Source organism: Bradyrhizobium icense (genome assembly GCF_001693385.1).
Lineage (GTDB): Bacteria > Pseudomonadota > Alphaproteobacteria > Rhizobiales > Xanthobacteraceae > Bradyrhizobium > Bradyrhizobium icense.
Genome location: NZ_CP016428.1, coordinates 5,592,127 through 5,616,262 on the forward strand (window position 1 = coordinate 5,592,127; position 24,136 = coordinate 5,616,262).

The window sequence follows — 24,136 nt, forward strand, 5'->3', positions numbered from 1 at the left end:
TCTCTCTCAGAAACGGGCACACGGAGTTAGAGGACGAGAGCATCGCTCGTTACTCGCGTCTGAATGCACTCAGCTCTCCTCTCACTCAGTGTTGCCGTCTCTAAATAGCAATGGCCGTGCCAACAGCACTCAAGCGGGTTAAGCTTCGGGTTCGCTTTGATGACCGTTCGCACCGTACATGGCGGGCGGTATCTTGAACCCGACGATAGCCGTTGTACCACTGTCAGAAACCGGACAAGGATCAGCGGTCGTTTGCGGCGAGAGGCCGTTGTTTCGGCGATTGTTGCGGCAGCCGCCGGATCGGGAATTTTTGCTAGCCTCGTTGACAAAAACTGTCGGGCTCGATCCAAGGAGATCTCGATTCACGCTGACCTGCCCCTGAGTTTCATCCAGCAGCGGTTAAGGTCTCGGGGAGCGTACGCCAAGTGGCGCGGATGGAGGAATCGACGATTGGCGGAGCTGGTCGGGGTTGCGGAGCCGATCGTCGGCGGTACGGTGAGGTGGGCGCCACAGACCGCAGGTCTTAGGTACTCCAACGACGAGTGAGACCTCGGGATTTGCCGCGCGCGCGTCGTCGAGATCGCAGAAGGGTCCCATTGAGCAGCCCATTGCGGGGAAGACGGCCCCGCTCCATCGGAGTTGGCGATATACTGGCGATGTACGAAGCCGCTAAGAGGAGCAATGCACCAATGGAAGTCGCGCCAATTGGTTGGACATCTCGAAACATATATTTCACCTCCATAGTCGGCAAATCGCGCCGCCTGCCCGCTTCCGCCGCAATGCCCTTTAGCCACATCCAAGCCACGGTCCCACACCGTCTTAAGCATGCACCGATGTGAAGCATCAGGAATTAGTTGTTCTTCCGACATTCGCCCTTTTCCCGCTTTAGAGACACTCTTCTTCAGACAACCCTACACCTTCGCGGTGAATATCGATGCGATGCCGGAGGGCAGACCCGCGCGATGCCAATCAGCTGCAGCCAAGGTAAATAGCGCTAAGGCTGCGGGGATGCGGCCAGGCGTGCTTTAGTCTGACCCGCCGCCGAGATCTGACCGAACTCGATGGCTTGCCGCTCGAACAGCCCGCGATAGACGCCGCCCGGCCGCGCGATGAGCGCGGCGTGGGTGCCCTGCTCGACGATCTGGCCGCGGTCGAACACCAGGATGCGATCGAGGCTACGCACCGTCGACAGCCGGTGCGCGATCACGATCGAGGTGCGTCCCTTCATCAGCCGCTCCATAGCCTCTTGGATCAGCGCCTCCGATTCCGAATCGAGGCTGGAGGTCGCCTCGTCCAGGATCAGGACCGGTGCGTCCGCAAGGAACGCGCGCGCCAGCGCGACGCGCTGCCGCTCGCCGCCCGACAGCTTTACGCCGCGCTCGCCCACGAGCGTGCCGTAGCCCTGCGGCAGGTGCACGATGAAGTCATGCGCATTGGCGAGCCACGCCGCCTGTTCGATCGCCGCCATGCTCGCGCCGGGCCGGCCATAGGCGATGTTCTCGGCCAGCGAGCGGTGAAACAGGATTGGCTCCTGCTGCACGATCGCGATTTGGCTGCGCAGCGATTGCTGCGTCGCTTTCGCGATATCCTGGCTGTCGATCAGGATACGGCCGCCGGAGACGTCGTAGAGCCGCTGCACCAGCTTGACGAACGTGGTCTTCCCGGAGCCGGAACGGCCGACCAGACCGATGCGCTCGCCGGCGCGGATGTCGATCGACAATCCGTCATAGAGCGGCGCGCGATGGCCGCCATAAAGGAAGGTGACGTCCTCGAACGTGATCCTTCCGCCCTGAATGTCGATCGGTTTGGCGCCGGGCGCATCGACAATGCCGATCGGCTCGCCGTAAATGGTGACAAGGTCCTCCATGTCGTTCACCGAACGCTGCAGATTGTTGATGTGAATGCCGACGTCACGCAAATAGGCGTGGATGATATAGTAGCTCGTCAGCACGTAGGTGACGTCGCCCGGCGAGGCGCGCCCGGCGATCCACAGCAGAATCGCGCAGCCGATCACGGATGCGCGAAAGCACAAGAGCATCACGAGCTGCACTGTGTTGGTGGCGTTGTGGCGCAGCCAGGTGCGCCGCGCCCGCGCCCGCCAGCGGCTCATGACACCGTTAAGCCGCGCATCCTCAAGCGCTTCCGCGCCGAAGGATTTGACCACTGCGTTGCAGGTGAGCGCGTCCGCCAGCGTGCCGCCAACCTTGGTGTCCCAGGAATTGGAGACACGCGCCGCCGGTGCGATGTAGCCGATCGTAAATGCCGTCGTCATCGCGACATAGATCACCGCGCCGACCGCTATCACGCCGCCGAGCACGGGCCAATGCAGACCGAGCAGGATCATCGAGCCCACGAGCACCGTCAGCGACGGCAACAATGTCATCAGGATCGTGTTGTTGAGGAGGTCGAGCGCCCACATGCCGCGCGTGATCTTGCGCACGGTCGAGCCGGCAAAAGAGTTGGCGTGCCAGTCGGTCGAGAACCGCTGCACCCGCATGAAAGCCTCGCGCGCCACGTCCGACATTGTCGTCAGCGTGAACGGCGCGATCGCCTGCAGGCCGACAAGACGCAGGATGATCGACAGCGGACCAAGCGCGACGATGCCGCCGAACGCGACGAACGCCGCATGTCGCGCCGCCTGGTCGGACGGACCTGATGTCAGTGCGTCCACCAAATGGCCGGAGTAGACCGGCATGAACAGGTCGGCCACCGTTGCACCTAAGAAGCCGACGAGGACGATCGCGACGCGGACGGGCTGCTTCAGCCAGTGACGGAACACGAACGGGATCACCACGCCGATTGCGGTGGGTTGCTTGTCATCTTTAACGATCATGGCGCCAGCAGTTTCTGCCACACGCGCCGTACGACCCTTTCGATCCAGACCCGATGTGCCGAATGCTTGGCGCTGCCGTCCGAGGCGACGCAATAATGCCTGGAGTCTGGGGGCTGCGATCGAAATCTTCTACCCATGTCACACGCTCTTTGCGTAAGCGCTTAGCTGAAGCGGTTCAAGCTTTGAGAGTTCCACAGCATGAGAGCATCGATCTGAGACATCGGCCAGCCTGCGCGATCTGTTCGAGAGTTTGTGTGTGCCATGCATGCGGAGCGACGTCATTCATCTTCGCCGGTCTGCAGAAGCGGCGATGGCCGCCTAGGTCCGGCCGCTGCCATGGCTGTGCGAAGGGTGCATTTTGATAACGAAGGAGTCGTTCAGCATTTTCGTGTAGATCGTTAAGACCGACAGAGTGTTTGCGTCATGGGATCGCGGCGCGGCTTCACCTGGAAGATCACGTCCGCCTTCGATCCGGCCGGGGGTCATCGCAATTTGAACCTCCAACCTGGCGCGCAAACGATCCAGCGCTGTGCTCGATGGTCTTTAGTTGCAACTTGCCTGCCGGAGAAATGGACGAATTGGCCCGTGAGCAGCTCCGACTATTATCCTTTTTCAGGTTTTCTCTTCTGGCGCCTGCGCTTTGACCCTTTCGGAAACCCGTCTTGCGGAGTCGCACAAAGAGCCCCGTAGCAAGCCTTCTCACCCTTGTAGTTGGCCAGCGCTTGGACCAACAGCGACATAACGCGCTGTTTCAGTTCGTCGGGGATAGGCTTGGGACCGTCCAGCGACTTCAGCGCCACCTCGACTAACTCGATCGCGCGATCCTTGTTGCCGCTCTCATAATAATACTGAGCGACCGCCCCATAGGACAGGAACTTGGAGCCGTCGCCGCGTTGCGGAGGATTCAGTGCCAGGATGTGTTCGGACAACTCCTTACCCATCGCAAAGCGCTCGGCTGGCGGGAAGTGGGAGCTGTCATTCGCCGGATCGAAGAGTTGGCGCATCGCGCCGGCCATCCACTGCTCGGATTTTTTGTCGATCGCATCGCGAACCAATTGGCGCATGACTGGCAAGCCGGTCTGCAAGTCGTGCATTTTGTGAAGCAACAGATCCGCATGGAGCACGCGGAAGTTGACGTCGTCCGGCATCACCGCGACGGCCTCTTCGAGCGTCGAAAGCGCCTTCGCCCAATCCTCCGCCTTCATCGCCGGCATAAGTTTGGCGAAGATCGGCACAGTCAGCATTGTGCGTTCGCCTTCGGCGATCCGCTCTGTATCGGCGGCTCTAGCTTCATCGCTGGTGCGCCAGCTGCCGTTAAGAATTTTCGGCAGAACGTCATCGAGTTGCGTTGGAAAACCGATAAAGGCGATGTGGCCGTCACGGTCGACGACGAACGAGGTGGGAATCCCGACAGAAGAGCTGGGATCCATCCAAAGCTTGTTCATTTCGCCTGTGTAGTCGAATCCGATCCGGTAGTTGAGATTCGAGAACTTTTCGGTCAACCATGCGTCCAAGTTGGTTCGGGCCTCGTCCGCCGTTCCAGCTCGTTCATGAGCTGCGACTCCGAGGACCTCAACTCCGCTGTCTTTGTATTTCTCTTGCAGCTGCACCAGATGGGGCATCGCCGCCACACAGGGTCGGCACCAAGTTGCCCAAAACTCGACGATGTACACTTTTCCCGGCTGGAAGCTCGTGAGGGGCTGGCCACGCAGCCAGTTCTCCACCTTGATCGGAGGAGCGGGGGACTCCATGCGCAGCACCATGTTGTTCTCCATAACTATTGCCAAACGTTGCGCGACTTTTTGCGCCAGCTTATCTCTCTCAGAACGGGGCATACGGGTTCAAGGGAAGGAGCATCGCTCGTGTTGCGCTCTGGATTCACTAAGCTCTGACTCAGTATCGCTGGATCTCAACAGCAACAGCCGTGCCAGCTTCTTCAGCGCGCATTAAGCGTCTGACTACGCTTTGAAAAAACTCCACGGAGCCCAAGCCGACCGGTGTTCTAAACCTGACGGGCTTTGTGCCGCTGTCAGCTGTTGGACACGAATTGCGCGCTTCGCGCGGCCAGAAAGGCTGGCTTGTGAGTCACCGAACGAAAAATTGCTAACCCCTCTCCCTGCCCGACAGGATTAGAGGCGAGCGATGCTGTAGATCGGAGTCGAAAAAGCCAAGGCCGTGGACCGGCGACGCGTGTTCGTGTCTATGACGACGGAATCATTCGCGGGGCACTGCAGCGGGTGCTGCTTATCGGAGCGCCTTAAAACTGCCAGTGCTCGCCATCGCGCCCGGGTCCTGCACCACAAACTGGTACTCCGATCAGTTTTGCTGTCCAGTCGCGGGCACGGGGAGGTGCCTGCCACCCCTATCCCGTTCTAAATCGTTGCCTCCATATCGAAAAAATATATCGCCGCTCGAATCGATGCGAGCTAAGGTTTATGAGGGCGTTCATCTCACAAGTTTCTGACCAGGATGCCCGGCTGGCGCTGGCGCCATGAACACTGTCGTCCTCGCGCAAGCCCTGCGGATCGCCATACCCCCGGTGGTCGCCTTCATAGTGCAGATCGTCGAGAACATGTCGATTGCTCCGCCTATAGTTCCAGAATAAGCGTTCGATTGATCTTGCGCGCTAGATTGTCCGTAGCCAACAGTTTCCCCCTGTCAATCAAAGTTAGCAACGGCAGCCGTCAGCGGCTTCTCGCTGACGCCACTTCGCGGCGAGCGCCGAGGTAGAGCGCCTTGATTTCGTCGTGGTCGCGCAATTCGGTCGAAGCGCTGAATAGCCCGGTCACAAGAACGACCGCATGGCCGGAGCGTACCGCGACCGTTCGACTACCGTTCAGCTACCAGGATCGAGAGGCTTGGTGAGCAGACTCCGGACGATTCTGTCCTCAAAACCCCTATTATCGTGTTATCGACAAACCACGTGCCTCTTTAGGGCTTTGAGCCGTGAGTTCAGTATTCTTACGGCCCTCTGCGTGGGGCAGTGTTGGCTTAGCGGAGTCGATCATGAGCCCAACCCACCGCATTATCCAGGAGCCGTCCGGAACTCGATTTTCAAGGATCGTCAGCTTTCTCTACGGATCGGCCGCGGACATCGCTTTCTTCATTACAATTCTATGTGCTCTCGGTTTCGCGAGCGGCCTACTCGTGCCGAAGACGATCGATACGGGCGGGCAGAAATGCATCAACTCGCTTGCCGTAGAGGGGTCGGATGGCTCCGTTTGCCATCCAACACAGCATCAGGACGCGCAAGCGCTTCAAAGACTCCTGGACACAATAAGCGCCGAAGCGCATTGAGCGAAGTACTTATCGCTGCGAGCCTCATGTTGCTAATCTGGTAGTGGCATTCGGCAGGCCGAGGAAACTATGGCGCGGTGACGGCTGCAACAGTCTCATTCGTCGGCTGGATATTCGTGTTCACAAGCACGTTTCTGATCGATCATTTCGAATTGTTCGGACCATATCAAGTAGCACCCGATCTCGCGAGCCGCGCATGCCTGCGCCGCAATTCGCACCCCGCTGCACCACAGAATTTGTGCGGCATCTCATCTATTCGGCTTTCTCATCGCGTCTGAGCCGCGACCGTCACGACGATCGGGTATCTGTTATTTGCAGCCGTGATGACCACTTACATCTTTGTCGGCATCTTCTCAATCATCAGCAATCTTCTGCGGCCAACGCCGTCGTCGGCGTTGGTGACAAATATGTCCCGCGGGGGTAGAGCCTCTCGCGAAAGGCTGCGCCGCCGAGAGAACCGCCATTCCACCAGACCGTGATGTGCGCCTGCCTGGTCTCCTTGAGCTTTGCCACCCAGCCGGTTCACTGCACGGCGTCCATTCGAACATGTGGAAGAACACGGGCTTGTCGACCAGGCAATCAAGGCCAGGTCCGAGAGCTGCGCGAAGCCTAGATGGGCCTTTTCGGTCGAGACGAGTACAGGATGTTCAGCTCGCTGATCACGAGCATGGGAAGAGTGTTGCGAGGACGGAAGCGAAGGCCTGATCCCACTCGTGGAGCTCAAGTTCGAGGGGCTGCCGGGTACCGACGAGACAGCGTTAAACGCGTTCTTTTCCGAAATGATGCCCCTCGAAAGCATAACTTTATCCCCGAGGACGTGTCGAGCGATCTCACGAGGGGTCTGCAGAAGCTTGAGCGCTGTGAGTGAAGGACCAGTCAAGCCGCATTTCAAGCGGCAGGACGAAACGAGAAGGTTCTCAGCCGAAGCGATCGACAAGCTTGAAAGGTGCTTACTCGACCTCGAAAGGATAGGCTGAGCCGGTTCAACTAAAAGCTAGACGGCACCTATATAGGCGACTTCCTGATCGGGTCTGATCTGAGCCTCGCGCGGACTTGCGAGAAGGGTACAATCCCCGAGCGCGATCAGATCCTCGGGTCAGTTCGCCGAATGCCGGATCACCTTCGGATCGCCGTAGTCGCCGCCGGATCTCAGAGCGGCTAAGGGCGACGCCGCCGACATCGCTAGGCTTACGGGCACTCTGCACGGATAACGGCGCTCTGAGAACTCGATCGCTTCACCGGGCGCGATCCGTCGTCAGAACTGAGGCAGGCGCACCACTGTTTGCATCAGAGGATAGTCCGCATCGGGAATTGCTCTCACGAACGCGAGCGAAAAGCATCCATCGCGTGGGCCAATAGTATGCCGATGCTCAAAAGAATAAGAATCCCAATAAGAGCCGAATACATATGCCACCTCCATCGCTCACTTCCTTTGAACTGCGCGACCGCTTACACGTCAAATTAATTCCTGAGCACGAAGTGGGATCGCAGCCAACTGATGAGTCTAAGCCACACCGGCTAGCTGGCAACATGTGGAAGATCAAAGATAGACGCTGTAAAACCCAGCCGTTCTGTTCGAACCGACGTGATAGGCGTAGCGTGGGTGAGCGAAAAACGCGTGTAGTTAATGTGCAGCGGGTACTTGGTTTCTGCGTGGGAATGTCCGAAACGAACGCTCCGGCCCTTGAGATGCCTGTAGCATCTGCGCGCAAGAATTGGGGCGTCCGGATGAACTTTTCAAGCTCGAAAGATGAGAACTCATTGTCTCTTTGGGGAAAGTGTGCGGCGGCAAGTGTCGGCCGGTCGCGCGAACGGCGGACGTTGCCGCTTTGTTGGTAACAATCTGCGCACCTATGCTGAATTGCTTCGTTCGGAAATGGACTGGCGGGAGCTGAACTACACCCCGATTAATTGGTCTGAATAGGCCGCTCCACGGCTTACCAATGAAAGACCTGCAGAAGCACTTGAAAAAGCTCCGCACTGATGCAGCCGAATGCAAATTGATCAGCGATCTGGCGACTGACCTGGAAAAGCGAGAGCTGTTCGCAAGGCTTACGGATCACTTGAGTGTCCTGGCGTCCGAGGTCGAGCGCGCCATATCTGCGAAAGTCTCCCAGCACGGAGACGGAGCTATAAAGACGGTCGCACGATGCTCAAGGATCGGCTCTGGGTTCACGACAGCGGCACTTATGTGAAATTGACGAGGCGGGTAAGCTGACGCACGATTTTGCCTCTATGGCTCCCGAGATTATCCATGATCAGGATGTCGCCGGGACGAAGCGTCGGAAGGAGGACTTTCTCGACGTAGAGGCGGAAACTCTCGCCATCGGTCGGCGCCTCGAGAAACCATGGCGCTTCGATCCGGTCATGGTGCAGTGCGGCCAGGAAGGTCATGGTCTTCCAGCAGCCATGGAATCTTGCTGGGAATCCTCTGGCCACCGTCGCCCACCCCCACAAGGCCGCCATAGCGGTCCTGGTCCAGATCTTGTCGCTGAAGACCAAGCGCTCAGGTTCGAAGGCGATCTTGATATTTGATTCACTGAGCTCGCCGTCTGGCGAGGTCCGGACGGTCGCGTTCGCCAGCCACCACGGATTTTTTGAAGCTGAGCTTCTCGCCGTGGACGAACTCCCACTGAACGGTAATCAGCCTTCAGCCCGCTATCAGCGAGCTCGGCGACCAAGCCGCGCAAGGTGAAGTCGCCTTGATTCGTCCTAAATCCCAGACACGGAGTTCGCCGGAAATCGCCTTCGCCCTGTGGCCGCCGATCCTGCCGGGCGCCACGCTGCCAGTCTCCCGATGGCGTCGCACCCATCCAACGGCCGTGCTGAACGCAACACCGAACTGTTTAGCCGCCTCGTTGCAGACAATCCGCCGGTAAACAACCTACAACGACCCGCTTCCGAAGATCCTCAGAGTAAGGCTTGCCCCTCCATGCTGGCGTCCAGGCCGAGCCCGCATCGTGAACCAGAAGTCCCTGATTTAGGAATCCCAAATCGATTAAAGCTAACCTCATCACGCTTTAGTCCGTCCGCGGCTTTGCTCCAGGGCTTCTTCAGACCCCCTTCGCGATGGCGTCGTTGCACTCCGCTAAACGCTTCGCCGTCATGCGGTTGGATAGAGGACTTGCAGTCGTTCATACTCGGCACTCATGAGAAACCGCCCGGCAAAAGCGGAGGTTTCTTCCTCTCGTCTCACGGGGCAGCCTTTTTAGACGTTGATCCGGGGCGCTCACGAAGCGAGCGAACCGGCAATCTAGAGGTCGCGGCGAGAGATTTCCGGGTGCGCAAACCAAGTCGGCTGCTGCCGACTTGGACCGCTAAGACTCGCAAATTCGGCCACACCCGAGTTCAACGCGCCCTGAAATGACGGATAGAAATGCAGCCGCCTACCCCGTCGTGTTCGAGGTCTCGCCGTCGGTGGGATCGATTTTCTGGTTAAGCCGCGCATGCAGCATGGCCTGGTCGAGTTCGCCTTCCCACCAGGCCACGAACACCGCGGCAATACCGTTGCCGGTGATATTAGTAAGGGCGCGCACCTCGCTCATAAATTTGTCGATCGAGAACACGATTGCCATGCCCGGCACCAGCACCGGATTAACCACTGAAAGCGTCGCCGCGAGCGTGATGAAGCCGGCCCCGGTGATACCACTTGCGCCTTTTGAGGTCAGCATCGCCACGACGAGAATGGTCAGCTGCTGGCCGAAGCTGAGATCGACCCCGAGCGCCTGAGCGATAAACAGCGTTGCCAAAGTCATGTAGATGTTGGTGCCATCGAGGTTGAAGGAGTAGCCGGTAGGCACCACGAGGCCGACCACGGGCTTGGAGCAGCCCAGCCGCTCGAGCTTCTTCATCAACTGCGGCAGCGCACTTTCCGAGGACGAGGTGCCGAGCACCAGCAAGAGCTCATCCTTGATATAGGCGATAAACTTGAAGATCGAAAAGCCAACAAAGCGCGAGATCAGACCGAGCACGACCACCACGAAAAGCGCGGCCGTAGCATAGAACAGCGCGACGAGACCGATCAGATTGCCGAGCGCCGATGGTCCGAACCTACCGATCGTGAAGGCCATGGCCCCGAACGCGCCGATCGGCGCTACCTTCATGATAATGGCGATGACGCCGAACACCGCGTGCGCCGCATCGTCGATCATGCCGCGCAACTTTGCGCCGCGCTCACCCAGCGCCATCAGCGAGAAGCCGAACAGGATCGCAAACAAGAGCACCTGCAGGATGTCGCCGCGCGCCAGCGCGCCGACCACGGTGTCGGGAATGATATTGAGGATGAAATCGACGCTTTTCGAGGCTTCCGCCTGCTTCACGTAGTTGGCGACGGCTGCGGCATCGGGCTTGGCCGCAAGGCCGTGGCCGATCTGGAAAAGATTGCCCATCACCAGGCCGAGCACCAAGGCAAAGGTGGAGACGATCTCGAAATAGACCAGCGCCTTGAGGCCGACCCGGCCGACCTTTTTCGCATCCTGGATGTGCGCGATGCCCGAGACCACGGTGCAAAAGATGATCGGCGCGATCAGCATCTTGATTAGCTTAATGAAGCCGTCACCGAGCGCCTTGACCCAGTCGTTGGTCGCGAGCGACGGCCACAGCCAACCGACCACGACGCCAATCAGGATCGCGATCAGCACCTGAACGTAGAGGATTTTGTACCAAGTTTGCGACGCCCGCGCGGGCGGCGCTGTTGCGATGGTGGTCATGACGCTCCTTCCCAATACGAACTCGAACACCGAGCCGCCGCGCGTTGAGAGGCGACGGCATCAGACGAGCCTTTCATGCCAGCCGTGTCCGATTGAAGACGGCGATGTCGGAAATCCGACAGCCTGCAGCGGCAGGCTGGCTGTTACGTGTGTTTTCTCTCGTTAAGCAAGACGCGCACCACGCGCGAGCCATGCGGCCGTTCAACCCGCCAGACGGTGAACCGACAGTCTCCTGACTAGCTTGGCCGAATGCCAGAACCGTTCGTGCCGCCGAAGGCAGAGGCGTCGTTCAGCGCCACGCGCACCTTGCCCTGGCGCGGCACATGGGACGTGGCGTCGAGATCGACGAGCTGCTTGCGGTCGATGTCATGCTTCGATAGCGCTTTGAGGTCGGCGCCGATCCTGACCTTCAGCTCGTAAAGCTCGGAATTGATGATCGGGCCGATGGCGGAGCGGCCTTCGCGCGTCTCTTTCCAGCTGGAGGCGCAGGTGCCTAGGCCGCACAGCCCGCCCATTCCGGTAATGACGACGCACCTCTCCATTCAGGCCTTCTTAGCGAGCAAAGCCGTGGACAGCGTCCACCGTGTCGCCGATATGCTTGAGATTCGACCAGGCATCATCCGTGTTCATCTCGATCTTGATGCCGTTGGGCTGCTCCAGGTCGCAGATGATATCCGTCAACTCCAGCGACTGGATGGCACGCAAGGTAAGTTCCGTGGCGATCGTTGTCTCGCCGCCGCCCGCTGCGTATTCCTTGGTTTTGGCGATGATTTCCTTCGCGAGTTTGATCTGCCATCCTGTTGCTTCCATCAGGCGCCTCGACGCGAACGCGACGCCGTTCCTCAGCCGAGCCGCGTCGCCGATAGAAGCAGTGACGTGATCGGTGCGCGTCAGGTGCTGTTGCCAATGCAACATTCCGCAACATTGGTAAAATTGATTTTTTGGATGGTAAGCATCCACGCTGCGTATCAATTCCTCGCGTAAAGCAAGAAAGTCGCACCCTGGCCGCCCTCTACTGCGCGCCGGCCCCTTCGGGGTGCAGGTCGACCGCCTCCGGTCTGCCGTCAGCCATCGAGGCCGCGATGGGCGCGGCCCGGGAAACTGAAAAAAAGACCCGACAATGGCGACCATCGGCACCTTCACCTCGAACGGCAATGGCTTTCCGGCTCGATTCGCACTCTCGCTCTAAACGCCAATGCCAAGCTGGTCCGCATCGAGAACCCCTCTGAAGGGCCGCACTTCCGCATCTTGGGGGCTAATGCAGATTATGCGTAGCGTGGGATTATGCGGAGTCGTTGGCTGTTAGTCCCGGTTTTCCAGGTCTTTTGTCGCTGTGCCGCTCCGCATAATAACGGGCTGCCGTCCGCGGTGTCGGTCAGCGCCACCAGATCAGCGCAAACTCGCCATCGTCGCCTTGAGGTTGGCGTAGATCGGCGCGGTGAAGGACGGATCGTCGAGCTTAACCGAGTAGTAGGTGCGGTTGTCCTTCGAGGTCCGGCGCCAGGCGGCACCGATCTCGACCCCGGAGACGATCACGCGCTGGTCTGGCGCCTTGTCGCTGGTGGACGCGGGCTCGCTGGGGACAAGGCGCGCCTTGGCGTCGATCGCAAGCGTCTTGATGGTGCCGGTGTAGGTGCCATCGTTGCTGCGGGTGAACGAACCGATCTGGGACATGGTGGATCTCCTGTGCTGTGTTCAATCCTGCGACCATCGCGGCCTTGTGGCGATCTTGAGCCCCGGGACGGCCAACCCGCACCGTCAGGCCGCCGCGCATGCGGAGGACGGCGCGCGACGATCTTGTTGCTGCGCGAGGAGCGGCGCAGCCGCGGGGAAGAAGATCGCCGGCACGCTATTGCGGGGAACAGGCCGGGTCGCAGACCACATCTCGGGGTCCGCCCAGCAAGGCCCGTCGAATCGTAGGGCATCACGGCACGCCTGGAGAACCCCCCGCTCCCGTCGGGCTCGCATGGCATGATGACCTCCGGTCCTCTTCACAGCGTCAGGTCGGCACAGTGCGCATGTCGGCCATCAGCGACGCATTAATGCGTCTGCCGTCAACTACCAACGCTAGTGATTGATCCAAATGAAAGACACGGCAATCATTGGTGAACGTTGGGCCGATCGAACACCACGTGGCGCGAGCATCACATGCAAAGACTTCGGCATGTAACATCAACCAAGGGTCCGCTCTCGCAAACGAACTTGATACGCCGATTCGCCGGTCGCAGAAATGCCGCGTGCGCAGGCTCGATCCAGCATATTTTCTCTTGGAGATAGCATGATGGACTGTTCAGTGTGATCGCAGCCGCAGGCCCAAAGGGCCTCGCGCATTGGCCGTCAATCGTCCGCCCTCTGGGCTGCCGACAGCACCTCATGATTCCAACTTCGCCGACGTAGGCGAGCACATCGTGGACTCAATCGTGGCAGGTCTCGGGCAGATCAACTCGTGAGCCGCCCGAATGAGGCAGAGCTTGGCCAAAGAAGACTCAACGGAAGCAGAGCATCCATGGCAGTATTCTGTCACGCGGCCGCATTTCGGCGCAGCTTAGTCCTCTCATAGAATGAATTAGACCGTTCGCAGCAGGGAATGAAGATGGCAGCAAGCGAGACAAGCTTTGAGCAATCGGTGATCCTGATCGACAACTTCGACTCCTTTACGTTCAACATCGCCCAGATGGTTGGCGAGGTAAATGGTAAAGAAGCCATTGTCTTGGATAACACTGTGCCGTGGAGGGAAATTCGCAAAATCCCTCATGACCGCATTATTCTCTCGCCGGGACCAGGAAACCCCCAAAATTCAAAAGATGTCGGCTCGACGATGGATGTTCTGGCCGGCAGCGCCGTTCCGGTCTTGGGCGTGTGCCTGGGACATCAATGCATTGCTCATTTCCATGGCGCAGCCGTGTCCCGAGCACCGGAGCCGCTCCACGGCCGGATCCGCAGCATCACAAACTCCGGAACAGATCTTTTCAAGGGGCTGCCGCGTTCTTTCAATGTGACGAGATACCATTCTCTGACAGTGACAGGTGATCTTCCGCAATGCCTTGAATGCACGGCCATGAGCGAGGATGGCATCATCATGGCGCTGCGCCATCGGCAGCGGCCCCACTACGGCGTGCAGTTTCATCCAGAATCCATCTGCTCCCAATACGGACGAGAGATCTTTGTCAACTTCCTCTCCGATGCATGCGCCCCGTCGGCAACCCAAGCCTCGCTTGCGGGCCTGGAGGTGGCCTGATGACCGAGGACGTGTCGCAACTCCGCGACTTTCCTTTCGAGGCGGTCACCTATGTGGCGAGAAGTTCAACGATCTCATGCGGGGTAAGCGCTGAGGACGTTTTCGTGCGCCTCTTCGGGGGTACGCAGCCTGCTTTCTGGTTGGACAGCAGTAGGCTCGTGTCCGGGCTGTCACGCTGGTCCTTCATGGGAGAGCTTGGCGGGTCACGCAGCTATCTGGCGTCCTACGATGCTTCTCGGCAGGAAATCCGGATCGCGCGCGACGGCCGAGGCTCTCCGACAACCGTCTCCCGATCGATTTTCGAGCTTCTTGCCCATAGCCATGCCGCTCACAAGCTGCGGGATCCAGGCGGTGTGCCCGATATTCCCTTTAAAGGTGGCCATGTAGGCTATTTCGGCTACGAACTGAAGTCTCTGACCTGCGGCGTCAGTTCCCCACCTTCGAAATATCCGGATGCCTGCTTTATCTTCTGCACCAGATTCCTCGCCTTCGATCATGAGAATGACCGCATCCACATCGTTGCGCTTTACCCCGAAGCCGAGGCGGCATCCGACGAGGCCGCCCTTTGGGTCAGCAAGACCGAGCGTGACATCGAGCGCATCGAACCGGCCCCCAGTGTCACACCATCGTCCCCCAACGCAAACAGCGCTCCGCTTCAGTTCAAGCTTCGTCAGAGGCGGGCCCGGTACTTGGAAAACATCGAACGATGCCTTTCTGAAATCCGTGCCGGCGAGACCTACGAGGTCTGTCTGACAAACGAGATTACCGTTGAGACAGAGATCGACCCGCTCGGTCTTTATCGGATCCTAAGACGGAGAAACCCGGCCCCATATTCCGCTTTCCTCAGGCTTGGAAATATCTGTGTTGCCAGCTCTTCCCCGGAGAGATTCCTGAGGATCGACAGCAAGCTCATTGTCGAGACCAAACCGATCAAGGGAACCGCGGCTCGACATGCAATCCCGGAGGAAGATGAGCGGATTGCAGAAGAATTGCGCCTGGACGAAAAGAGCCGGGCGGAGAATCTCATGATCGTGGACCTGATGCGAAATGACCTCGGCCGCATCTGCCGCACCGGGAGCGTTCATGTGCCAAGCCTCATGCACATCGAAAGCTACAAAACCGTCCACCAGTTGGTAAGCATCATCCGTGGCGAACTGGCCTCGCCAGACGATATCATCCCCTGCATTTCTGTGTGCTTTCCGGGCGGATCGATCACGGGGGCGCCCAAAATCCGCACCTTAAAGATTATCGATGAGCTCGAACAAGCACCTAGGGGCGTCTACACGGGGGCGATCGGCTATTTGTCTCTCTGCGGGGAGGTGGACCTAAACATCGTCATCCGAACTATCGTCTGCCAGGGACGGCACCTGAGCATCGGTTGCGGCGGCGCCATCGTGGCGTTGTCCGACCCCAACGCGGAGTTCGACGAGATCCTCCTCAAGGCGCGCGAGCCGATCCGTGCAATTGCCGAGGCCGTAACAGGCGACCCGGATCATGCCCTAGTGATCCATGGCGCAGATAACGATGCGAGCGAGGAAATAGTACCCGATTCCGCACATCGTGTTCGCCTGGCGAGATTCCAGGATCGGGACACTATTGCTAAGTGTGTGCAGGCACTTCTCACCGAGCTCGGAGGACCGGGGCCGCAATTCGAGCTACAGGTCGCGGTCGGCGTTGCTGGGCAAATGGCCATGGATTCGCGCCTCGGCTTCGCCTTGATAATGGAGAATGTGCCGGCTGCCGAAGTGATCGGCATTGCCGTCGTCTCCCAGGTCTCCGCGGTCAGGGCTTCAGGCCATTATGGCGTCCTGCAGGAGCTCTGGGTCGATCCGCGCTATCGCTCGGCTCAACATGGGAGATGGCTTCTGGCGGCCGTGGACCGCGAGGCGCGAGCGCGGGGATGGCCCATGATCGAGGTGTCTCTTCCCCTGGCCGGCCGCCCCGGCGCCGAGAGGTTGATCGCATTCTATGAGAGCATGGGCTTCACACCTGCGGGCCAAAGGCGACGAAGGAGGCTGCTGTGACCTGGCTAACCGTACACCTGACACCGGCCTCCTCCGGCCCTGCGGGCCTCATCGCCGATGCGACGGGCTCAATTAAGTCTTCAAGGGAAGTGGAGGACCGAATCAACGAGATCCGGACGGGATTGCAGAGCTCGCCCGGTGTTCAGTCTATCTCGCCCTCTGAAAACATCGCGGACAAGGTGATGATGATCCTGGGGAGCCTTCATGATCCAGGTTACCTTGAGGCGCTCCGGCTCGGGCCACATCCACGAGAGCCCGAAATTACCGAGCTTGCCAGACAATATGCAGCGGCCGGTGTGCCGCAGAACACATCCGTAGACACGGGAAGCTATCAGCGCGCGCTTTTTTCCGCCGCTACCGGCTTCGCAGCCGCGACCACAATCGCCTCTAAGCGAAGTCCGGTGAGCTACGCACTGTGTCGGCCGCCTGGGCATCACGCGGGGCGCAGCTTCATGGGCGGGTACTGCCTGCTCAACAACGCTGCTGTCGCGGCCCTGAGCCTGCGCGCGTCGGGCTTCCACAGGCCGGCCATCATCGACCTCGATTTCCACCCGGGCAATGGAACAAGCGATGTGCTGAGCGCACACCCGGATATCGGCTTCGCCAGCCTGCACGCGAGGACCGACGTCAATTTCCCCTGGATCCCGCAACTTCAACCAGCACTCGGCAGCCACAGGTATCTTGAATTTCTGACCGACCCGAGCCCGGCAGAATACATATCGGCGCTTCGCGGGCTTCTGGAATCCGACTGGGCTATCACGCTGGATGTTCTGGTTGTCAGCTTGGGCTACGATATCGTCGTTGGAGATCCGCATGGCGGCTGGACGCTTCCGCCAGACGTCTACCGAGAAATCGGCCTGGCATTGGCCGCGATCGGCAAGCCGATCTGCATCGTACAGGAGGGCGGCTACCGACTGGACGCTTTGTCGGCCTGCGCAGCGCATTTATCCGCGGGCCTGCGAATTGGAATGAAGGAAACAGGCAGGAGCCATACATGAACGACACTTCAGCCCCCGATGCTGGCCTTCTTCCATTTCGAGACCTCATCAACGAGTTGGACAACCAACTGGTGGAGATCCTCAGCCAGAGACTCTCCATCTGCGCTAAGGTGGCTCGTTACAAGAAGAAGCGCGGGATCGCGATGATGCAACCCGATCGGGTTGCAGAGGTAAAGGCACGCTGCGCCGAGCTTGGGGCGGAACGCGGCCTGCGCAGGGAATTCACTGAAGATATCTATGATACTATCATAGAAGAGGCCTGCGAACTCGAAGCCAGGATCATAGACGAGGAGAGGATCCTCTCCTGATGGTCCGCATTTACACGCTCGGCCCGGCGAGAAGCTGTCACCATCATGCGGCCCTCAAATATCTCGACTTCCAAGGGATCGAGCTGCGAGACATCATACTCGTTGACGAACTCGTCGCTGCGGCGGCGGAGGCCGCAGATCGCGGAGACAGCTATGTTCTCCAATGCAGCGCGCACCTGAATGTCCACTTCCTAACCGAGAAATTCCGCAATCGGCTGCAGGTCGTGGACACCTTCATACTGCCTACTCAAAGCATCGCGGTCGTCAAACGCAAGGATGTGAAGGAGCCTCGGACGCTCGGACTCCCCGAGCCAACGGTGGGGTATATCGACCCAAAAGCATGGAATAAGCTGATTTTCGAAACAACAAAGCCGGTTGTAGAGAAAAAACTCCTTGAAGGCCTGTATGATGCGGGGGTTGCTTACAGCAGATCGGCGCTCGAACATCCCGACGAGCTTGAGATCATACAGGAGATTGGCGAAGTGGTGACGACGTGGCTGCTATACGGCCCTCGTCCCCGCTATTCGGGCACGATTATCGCCAGCCCCTATCCAGAGTTGCATGACCTGCTGCCTTGAACACATCACAATAAGCTGAACGAGCACTGTCATGAGCTTATCCCCTCCCGATACGCGAACGAAACTGATCCTTGCCGCTCTGACCATCGCTGCGTTCGCGATTGGCCTAGATACGTTTGTCGTCATCGGGGCACTCGAAGTGATTTCTCGTGACCTCAAGATTTCAACCGGCGCGGCGGGCTGGATCATCTCGATCTACGCACTCTGCTACGCCGTTTTCGCACCGCTGAATGCCTGGATGTTCAAGGCCGTAAGCCGCCGCAATGTCCAGATCCTATCCGTTTCAATCTTCATCGTCGGCAACCTGATCTGCGCAATCGCTCCGAACTTCCTAACCCTCGCTGCAGCTCGCGTCATTTCGGCCTACGGCGCAGCGATGTTCACCCCGGCAGCCACCGCACTGGCGGCCGAGCTCCTGCCGCCCGCTCGCAAAGGGTTGGCATTGTCCCTCATCTTCGGTGGCATGACCGTTTCACAGGTTGCGGGTGTTCCGGCAACCAGCTGGATCGCTGATGCCATCGGCTGGCGTTTCGCCTTCGGTTTCGTCGTCGTTGCCGGGCTTCTCGCATTGCTGATCTTCGCCCCGATGATGTCCGGTGTCTCTGCCAAGGCGCCGGAGCGCGGAAACGGTCCGGCTTCGAAAGGCTTCTCCAAGGTCGTCTACGGGATTCTTTCGGTTACGCTATTTGTGGTTGTCTCCGAGTTCATCGTTTACTCCTATGTGAGCGTCTTCATCACCGGTTCTCTGCTTACCGGTGTGCCGCTGCTCTCAGCCGCTCTCTTTGCGTACGGTTTTGGAGCTGTGACGGGAAACGCAGCGTGCGGCTTTCTGACCGATCGTTTCGGCCCCTACAAAGTCCTTATTGCGGCGGTCGGCGCACAACTAATTCTTCTCGTAGGTTTGGTTGCATTCGGGCACCATGGTGCCTTAACCGTGCTCATCGCTTTTCTTTGGGGCAACGTGAGCTATATGTATCTCGTCCCGATCCAGCACCGGCTTCTCGGTCTGGCCGGGGACAGGTCGAAGCTCGTTCTGGCAATGAACAGCTCGACCACCTTCGCAGGAATCGCCATCGGCGCTTTTCTCGGCGGCATCCTCGTCGAAGTCAGCGGGGTCACATCCCTTGCTGTAGGGGCCATCCTGGTCGGCCTCATCGGCGTGGGACTGGCTGTTGCCTTCATGCGCGATGTCGCACCCGCAGAAGCTGCGGCTCCGGCATTCCTTAGGTTCGACTAGGGCACACGACCCTATGAGCCAATAGGCAACATTACTCAGCTTCGCCCCGATTCGCCGTGATGTCCTTCGGCAAGTACAGAGTTGAATGGGTAAGTCGACGAATGGAGGCAATCCCCGCGGCGGCGCCCACTTACGCTGAAGACCAAGACGAAGTCTCACGGAGCGTGGTTTGAGCGGACGCCCGTGGTTTAACGGACCTGGGGGATGCTCCCTTCAAGCCGGTTGGGCGAGGCAGTCGACCGCTTGCCGGACCTGAAGACTGTCTACGCGGTCGGCAAACGTCCGCAGTGAGAAACGGAAGCTCGCGCTAGCGCCTTGGCGCTAGCGCGATTTCTCCATGCCACTGGAAATCGAAAGGTGCTGGCGGCGCGATACTTTGCGCAAGCAATTCGCCTGAACCCAAAATGTTTTCTTACGCGAATTCGCGGTTTATGCCACACGTTCTTTTTCCCAAATTCTGCGCACACCGTCTCGTATCGATCCTGGGTCGACAAGTGGCCGGCTTTAAACACTGTCCTGAGAGGCCAGCGGCAGTGCTGTGTCGGAACACCCCCGCGGACGAGTTCGGCGCTACTCACATGCTCAATGACTCTGGCCGTCGACAGTCACTTGACGGATCGTTTTTCGATGAACTCCGACTTCAACATAGATTGAACGATGACAAGCGAGAAAATTAGCGGCGTGGAGTGGGACGGAAACGTATTGGTCGGCTGGGTTTCGATCAACGGGTCTCCGATCAGGGTTGCGGTCGACCAGGACACCGTTCACCGACATGGCCCAGCTTCGACGCCGCGCTCACCTGGAAAATCAAACTTCACGGAGCCGAAATTCTTGAAAGGATGATGCCATTTTGCGTACGACCAATGGATGATGCTCGCCGCAACACGCGTCAAGCTTGAACCAGGGCTTTACGAGTTGAATGCGCAGTCCTGTCTGGAAAACATGGGTCTCACGGTATCCGACGCCGTGCGGATCCTGCTAACACGCACGGCTAACAAAGGGATGCTTCTGCTGGAGCCCGTGAGCAAGAGCCAAACTTACGATAGCTGGTTTCGTGAGAAGGACTGGCGGATAGCCGGCCCAATCTCGATTATTCCGAGGTCGATGCGCATTTAGCGCAACGCCGTACCGCTGCGCTTCGAAAAAGTGGCGGAGCATGAACGGTGAAACTCGTCTGGTCGCGATTCGCGCTGTCCGATCGCAACGGCTTTTTCAGCTACATCGAAGCCGAGAATCCCCGTGCAGCGGTCCATGTTGATGAACAGATTGCCGATGCCGCGCGGGCCTGCTCGACTTTCCTGACAGTGGCCGGCCCGGGCGCGTCGCTGGCACGCGCAAGTTAATCATCCCACGCACATCTTGGCGGGCCTACCTGGTCGACGGTGATACTATTCCCATCTTGCGCGTGCTTCACGGCGCGTGGCCCGACGCACTTACCAATGACGATTGAGGCCGGCTCCGTGCAGTATCCTGCGACCGGAGATGGATCTCTTTTTCTTGAATTGGATGTCCAGGTCGCCGTCAGACTACGATAACCTTCATTAATGTAAATCGGGGGAAGGTCTGCCTCTACTTTAGGGTTCGACCGATCTGCGAGAGGCCTCGCAACGCCGAACGAATGAGAGTCGGCGCTATACGCCGCGGGCAAATCGCGCCAGCTTCGGACGGATTGGTTCCCTCATTCTTGGAAAGTTGGGGATTTCTCATGCGTCTGACTGGTTCGTTCCAGTGGAGTTATGCGCATCTGCAATGGATTCGATTATCTCAAAAGTATCAATTCGTCATTGTCCCACTTAACAGGTGCGTACTTCCAGTCGTGCTGCGTTCAGTGCGCGCAAGCAAGTCTGCTTGCGTGCAACGGTCCGATTTGAGGATGACAAGATGGTTGATCTTGATGCGATACTCGCTCAACCGACTGAGGAAGCACATTGAATAAGTGCATTTTCTGTTCGACTCATTTATTGAGTCGTCCGTGAAGAACATCCTCTCCGCCATCGGCCACAACCGCATCCTCCTTGGCTGAGGGCTCTTTGGTGCCTCTTCCTGACCGCCCTCATCGCAGCCGCCCAGCGACCGGTCACCTCTTGAATCGGCTTCTTAACGGATGACATCGTAGCCCGGATGGAGCGAAGCGTAGTCTGGGAACGGTTAATCTATCTGCGAGAGAGAGGCCCGGATTACGCTTGCGCTTCATCCGGGCTTCTGTAACGGGCCTTGGTTAGTCAATCCCTTTTTGCGTTGTCACTCGCGGGCACGTGCTTCTGTACGGGATCGGCGCGGTGGCCGTCACCTTAGGGGGTGCATGAGGAGCCGGCCGGCCAATCTACGGGGAGCGTGGTTGTGGCCACTTCCCGGATGGCGGCCTGACCGGATCCATCGTCCCGGCGAAGGGACTTCGCTCGGGGAGAGCCTGGTGTCGTGGCTCGCCCAGAACCGATTGATATTCCTTGCTCAGGTTGCCGCGGCCTTAGCCGTCGGGTTGAACGGTGTTGCATCAGCGAGCATGCGGTGCAGGATAACGGCGAGCTTGCGGGCCAGCGCCCCCTTGGCCTTGCGCATGCCCGCACGTTTGGCGATCCGCATGGCCCAGCCCTTCAGCGCCGAGCAGTTTTTGACCGGCTTCGTCAGCATGACGTGAGCCGCCTGATAGAGCGCCTCGCGCACCGATGCATCGCCGATCTTGCTGATGCGGCCGGTGTAATCGGTTTATCCCGATTGGTACTTCTTCGGCGTGATGCCAAAATGCGCCCCGGTCGTCTTCGAGGATCGGAACCGGCTTGGATTGTCGATCGCGGAGGCATAGGTGAGCGCCACGATCGGACCGACGGAAGGCGTTGTCATCAACAGCCTGGCCTGCGGATGCGATCTGGCCAGTTTTTGGGTGTGCTTATCCAGACCATTGAACTCGCGCCGCAGTACGGCATGGGCTTCGAGCAGCGCCTTTGCCACCAATTCCAGGCCGGGATGGCCGGCAACCAGCTCCCGGATACGTCCGGCGAACGTGCCCTCGGTGGTCTTGCCGACTTTCAGGCCAAAGCCCCGGAGTACGCCGCGCAAGCTGTTCTCGACATCGCGCAGCTTCGACTGCAGCAGCTTGCGCGCCGTCAGGACGGCGCGCGTCTCCTGCGCTTCGATCGACTTGCAGTGCACCGGGCGGAACCAGCCGAGCCGCATCGATTGCGCGATCCCGCGGGCCTCATCGCGGTCCGACTTCACCGGCATCGCCTTGAAGGCATCGCGGACGTGCCGGGTCTCCAAAAGCTCAACCGCAAAGCCTGCCTCCCGCAGCGCCGCATACAGCCATTGCGACAGAGGACCTGCTTCAAGCCCGATCCGCTCAAGCGCCAGCCCCAGCGATCGGAACCAGGTGATCAGCGCCTCCGGCTCGCTCGCGACCTTCGTCTCGCGCAAAATCTTGCCAGTGCTATCGACCACGCAAATGGTCGAGCTTTCCAAAGACACGTCGATTCCTGCATAGTGGTACATGGTCGTCCCTCGATGATGCTTGGAGCGGGCTCGCCCGACTCCGTTATTGACACCATCAGTTTGAGGGACGACCGCCTTTCGACCAATAGGCCGCTCGCGAGCGCGCTTCCAAATCGCGCCGTAGCGAGCGGGCGGCCGGCCCGTTACCCCATCTACGGGTCTGACGCGCGGGGCGCTACGCCTCGCGCACCACGGTCTTCAGATAGTTGTACGCCTCGATGATCTCGATCAGGCGGGCTTCGGTGGAGCGGTCGCCGCCATTGGCGTCGGGATGGTGCTGCTTCACCAGCGCCTTGTACTTGGCCTTGACGTCCTTGAGCGTGGCTTCGGCGGTGAGCCCCATCACCTGCAGCGCCTTGCGCTCGGCGTTCATCACCGTGCGGGTCTCGCGCTTGCCCTGCGCGCCGGGGCCAGGCCGCCAGCCGGCGCGGCCGTTGAGTTCGGCAAACACGTTGAAGGGATCGGCGGCTCCGCCGAGGTCTTCCTCGACGTTGCCCTTGCCGCGCTTGGCGCTGGTGTTGACGCCCATCTTCCAGGTCGGGCGATGGTCGGTCAGCGCATCCCTCTGGTAGCGCGCAACCGCTTCCGGATTCATATTGTAGGATTGGTTGTAATCACGGACATGGTCGAGACAGAAGTGCCAGTACTCGCGCGCGTTCTCGCGCCCCTTCCGCACGCGGTGCGAGCCCTTGTTCTGGCAGCCCGCCCATTCGCAGGTGACGGCCTCCTGACCCGCCCGCGCCTTGCGCTTCGCACTCACCTTGGTAGGTTTGATGCGAATGGAGTCGAAGAATTTTGATGAATCGATCGGCATGGCTGACTTTGACTACGCAATACTTGTGCCGGAGGCCGCGAGGCAGGTATTTGTGCCATTGGAGACAGCACCGCTGGCATCGAGGTTGAGGCCAAACACCCAGCTATTCTTCTGCCAGTTTTAGCCGATCTGGCCGCCTGCCAGGAACACAGGAGTATCGACGACGACGCCATAGACTGACGGACCGTAGGGATTACTGAAGGATTTTTGGCCGTAACCGACGCCGACGTGCCCGCCAATATATCCTCCGGACCAGTTCCACAGGGCCGGTGGCAGTTGTACTGCTGGCACAAGGTCCGCCGAATCGGCTGCACCGCTTGCGACCAGCGCAATCGTTGTCGCTCCCCAAAAACGAACTCCAGATCGCATCAAACACTCCGCGGCGCTTTCCCGATCCACAACCGCGCCTTCAAGCTGCCATCAGTGATGGCACCGCGACTGAAGCAAGCAGCGTGCCGCTTGGAAATCGAGGGGGGCGCCAGTTACTTCGTACCGGGTGCATGCGTCAGGTTGTGGACAATAGTCTTGAAGCTGACAATCGCGCTGTAGCGTCCGACCGTATGCTGCGCAGCAGGAAACCGCCTTTCTCGCTGCAGCAGTAGAAGGAGATTCTC

The 24,136-nt window shown here is 59.2% G+C and carries 14 protein-coding genes and 5 pseudogenes; 9 read left to right on the forward strand and 10 right to left on the reverse strand.

Translation table 11 applies throughout. The features are described from left to right. Nucleotides 1-994 precede the first annotated feature (994 nt). From LMTR13_RS26140 to LMTR13_RS26185, 6 genes and pseudogenes are all read right to left on the reverse strand, one after another. A complete protein-coding gene (locus LMTR13_RS26140; protein ID WP_065732984.1) occupies nt 995-2,833 on the reverse strand; it encodes an ABC transporter ATP-binding protein in 1,839 nt (612 codons plus the stop codon). 602 nt (nt 2,834-3,435) lie between these two features. Further along, nucleotides 3,436-4,596 (reverse strand): TlpA disulfide reductase family protein, encoded by a 1,161-nt coding sequence (locus tag LMTR13_RS26145; protein ID WP_156795804.1) that lies wholly within the window; start codon nt 4,594-4,596, stop codon nt 3,436-3,438. A 3,721-nt stretch (nt 4,597-8,317) separates the two neighbouring features. Next, nucleotides 8,318-8,596 carry a transposase gene (locus LMTR13_RS26165; RefSeq protein WP_335622102.1) on the reverse strand — a complete coding sequence of 93 codons (279 nt, stop codon included), beginning with the start codon at nt 8,594-8,596 and terminating at the stop codon, nt 8,318-8,320. 920 nt (nt 8,597-9,516) lie between these two features. Beyond that, on the reverse strand, nt 9,517-10,839 hold the full coding sequence (gene dctA / locus LMTR13_RS26175; protein WP_065730297.1) for a C4-dicarboxylate transporter DctA: 1,323 nt from the start codon (nt 10,837-10,839) through the stop codon (nt 9,517-9,519). A 340-nt stretch (nt 10,840-11,179) separates the two neighbouring features. Beyond that, nucleotides 11,180-11,381 (reverse strand): annotated as a pseudogene (locus tag LMTR13_RS39850) (beta-ACP synthase); the annotation flags it as partial. A 10-nt stretch (nt 11,382-11,391) separates the two neighbouring features. Beyond that, entirely contained in the window at nt 11,392-11,649 is a 258-nt protein-coding gene (locus tag LMTR13_RS26185; protein WP_156796036.1) for an acyl carrier protein, read from the reverse strand. A 310-nt stretch (nt 11,650-11,959) separates the two neighbouring features. Here LMTR13_RS26185 and LMTR13_RS42890 point away from each other — a divergent pair. After that, a pseudogene (locus LMTR13_RS42890) lies at nt 11,960-12,105 on the forward strand (DUF736 family protein); the annotation flags it as partial. A gap of 123 nt (nt 12,106-12,228) precedes the next feature. On the opposite strand, the gene LMTR13_RS26190 reads toward LMTR13_RS42890, so the two are convergent. Then, entirely contained in the window at nt 12,229-12,513 is a 285-nt protein-coding gene (locus LMTR13_RS26190; RefSeq protein ID WP_418219724.1) for a DUF736 domain-containing protein, read from the reverse strand. A gap of 913 nt (nt 12,514-13,426) precedes the next feature. On the opposite strand from LMTR13_RS26190, the gene LMTR13_RS26195 reads away from it, so the two are divergent. The 8 genes and pseudogenes from LMTR13_RS26195 (at nt 13,427) to LMTR13_RS26230 (ending at nt 20,672) form a co-directional block, all read left to right on the forward strand. Next, nucleotides 13,427-14,077: an anthranilate synthase component II gene (locus LMTR13_RS26195; protein ID WP_065730299.1), complete on the forward strand. Its 651-nt coding sequence runs from the start codon at nt 13,427-13,429 to the stop codon at nt 14,075-14,077. Then, on the forward strand, nt 14,077-16,101 hold the full coding sequence (pabB, locus tag LMTR13_RS26200; RefSeq protein WP_065730300.1) for an aminodeoxychorismate synthase component I: 2,025 nt from the start codon (nt 14,077-14,079) through the stop codon (nt 16,099-16,101). The genes LMTR13_RS26195 and pabB overlap by 1 nt, the downstream gene beginning before the upstream one ends. Next, nucleotides 16,098-17,099, forward strand: a complete 1,002-nt coding sequence (locus LMTR13_RS26205) for an arginase family protein (protein WP_156795805.1) — start codon at nt 16,098-16,100, stop codon at nt 17,097-17,099. Before pabB ends, LMTR13_RS26205 begins: the two co-directional genes overlap by 4 nt. Then, nucleotides 17,096-17,407: a chorismate mutase gene (locus LMTR13_RS26210; RefSeq protein ID WP_065730302.1), complete on the forward strand. Its 312-nt coding sequence runs from the start codon at nt 17,096-17,098 to the stop codon at nt 17,405-17,407. The genes LMTR13_RS26205 and LMTR13_RS26210 overlap by 4 nt, the downstream gene beginning before the upstream one ends. Further along, a complete protein-coding gene (locus tag LMTR13_RS26215; protein WP_065730303.1) occupies nt 17,407-17,985 on the forward strand; it encodes a hypothetical protein in 579 nt (192 codons plus the stop codon). The genes LMTR13_RS26210 and LMTR13_RS26215 overlap by 1 nt, the downstream gene beginning before the upstream one ends. A gap of 31 nt (nt 17,986-18,016) precedes the next feature. Beyond that, nucleotides 18,017-19,222: an MFS transporter gene (locus tag LMTR13_RS26220; protein ID WP_065730304.1), complete on the forward strand. Its 1,206-nt coding sequence runs from the start codon at nt 18,017-18,019 to the stop codon at nt 19,220-19,222. A gap of 867 nt (nt 19,223-20,089) precedes the next feature. After that, nucleotides 20,090-20,382: pseudogene (locus LMTR13_RS26225) on the forward strand (type II toxin-antitoxin system RelB/DinJ family antitoxin). A gap of 3 nt (nt 20,383-20,385) precedes the next feature. Continuing rightward, nucleotides 20,386-20,672 (forward strand): annotated as a pseudogene (locus tag LMTR13_RS26230) (type II toxin-antitoxin system RelE/ParE family toxin). A gap of 1,001 nt (nt 20,673-21,673) precedes the next feature. Here LMTR13_RS26230 and LMTR13_RS26235 read toward each other — a convergent pair. From LMTR13_RS26235 to LMTR13_RS41250, 3 genes and pseudogenes are all read right to left on the reverse strand, one after another. Beyond that, nucleotides 21,674-22,708 (reverse strand): annotated as a pseudogene (locus tag LMTR13_RS26235) (IS110 family RNA-guided transposase). A gap of 175 nt (nt 22,709-22,883) precedes the next feature. Then, nucleotides 22,884-23,522 (reverse strand): J domain-containing protein, encoded by a 639-nt coding sequence (locus tag LMTR13_RS26240; RefSeq protein WP_065730305.1) that lies wholly within the window; start codon nt 23,520-23,522, stop codon nt 22,884-22,886. A gap of 120 nt (nt 23,523-23,642) precedes the next feature. After that, entirely contained in the window at nt 23,643-23,891 is a 249-nt protein-coding gene (locus LMTR13_RS41250) for a hypothetical protein (protein ID WP_236843135.1), read from the reverse strand. Nucleotides 23,892-24,136 lie beyond the last annotated feature (245 nt).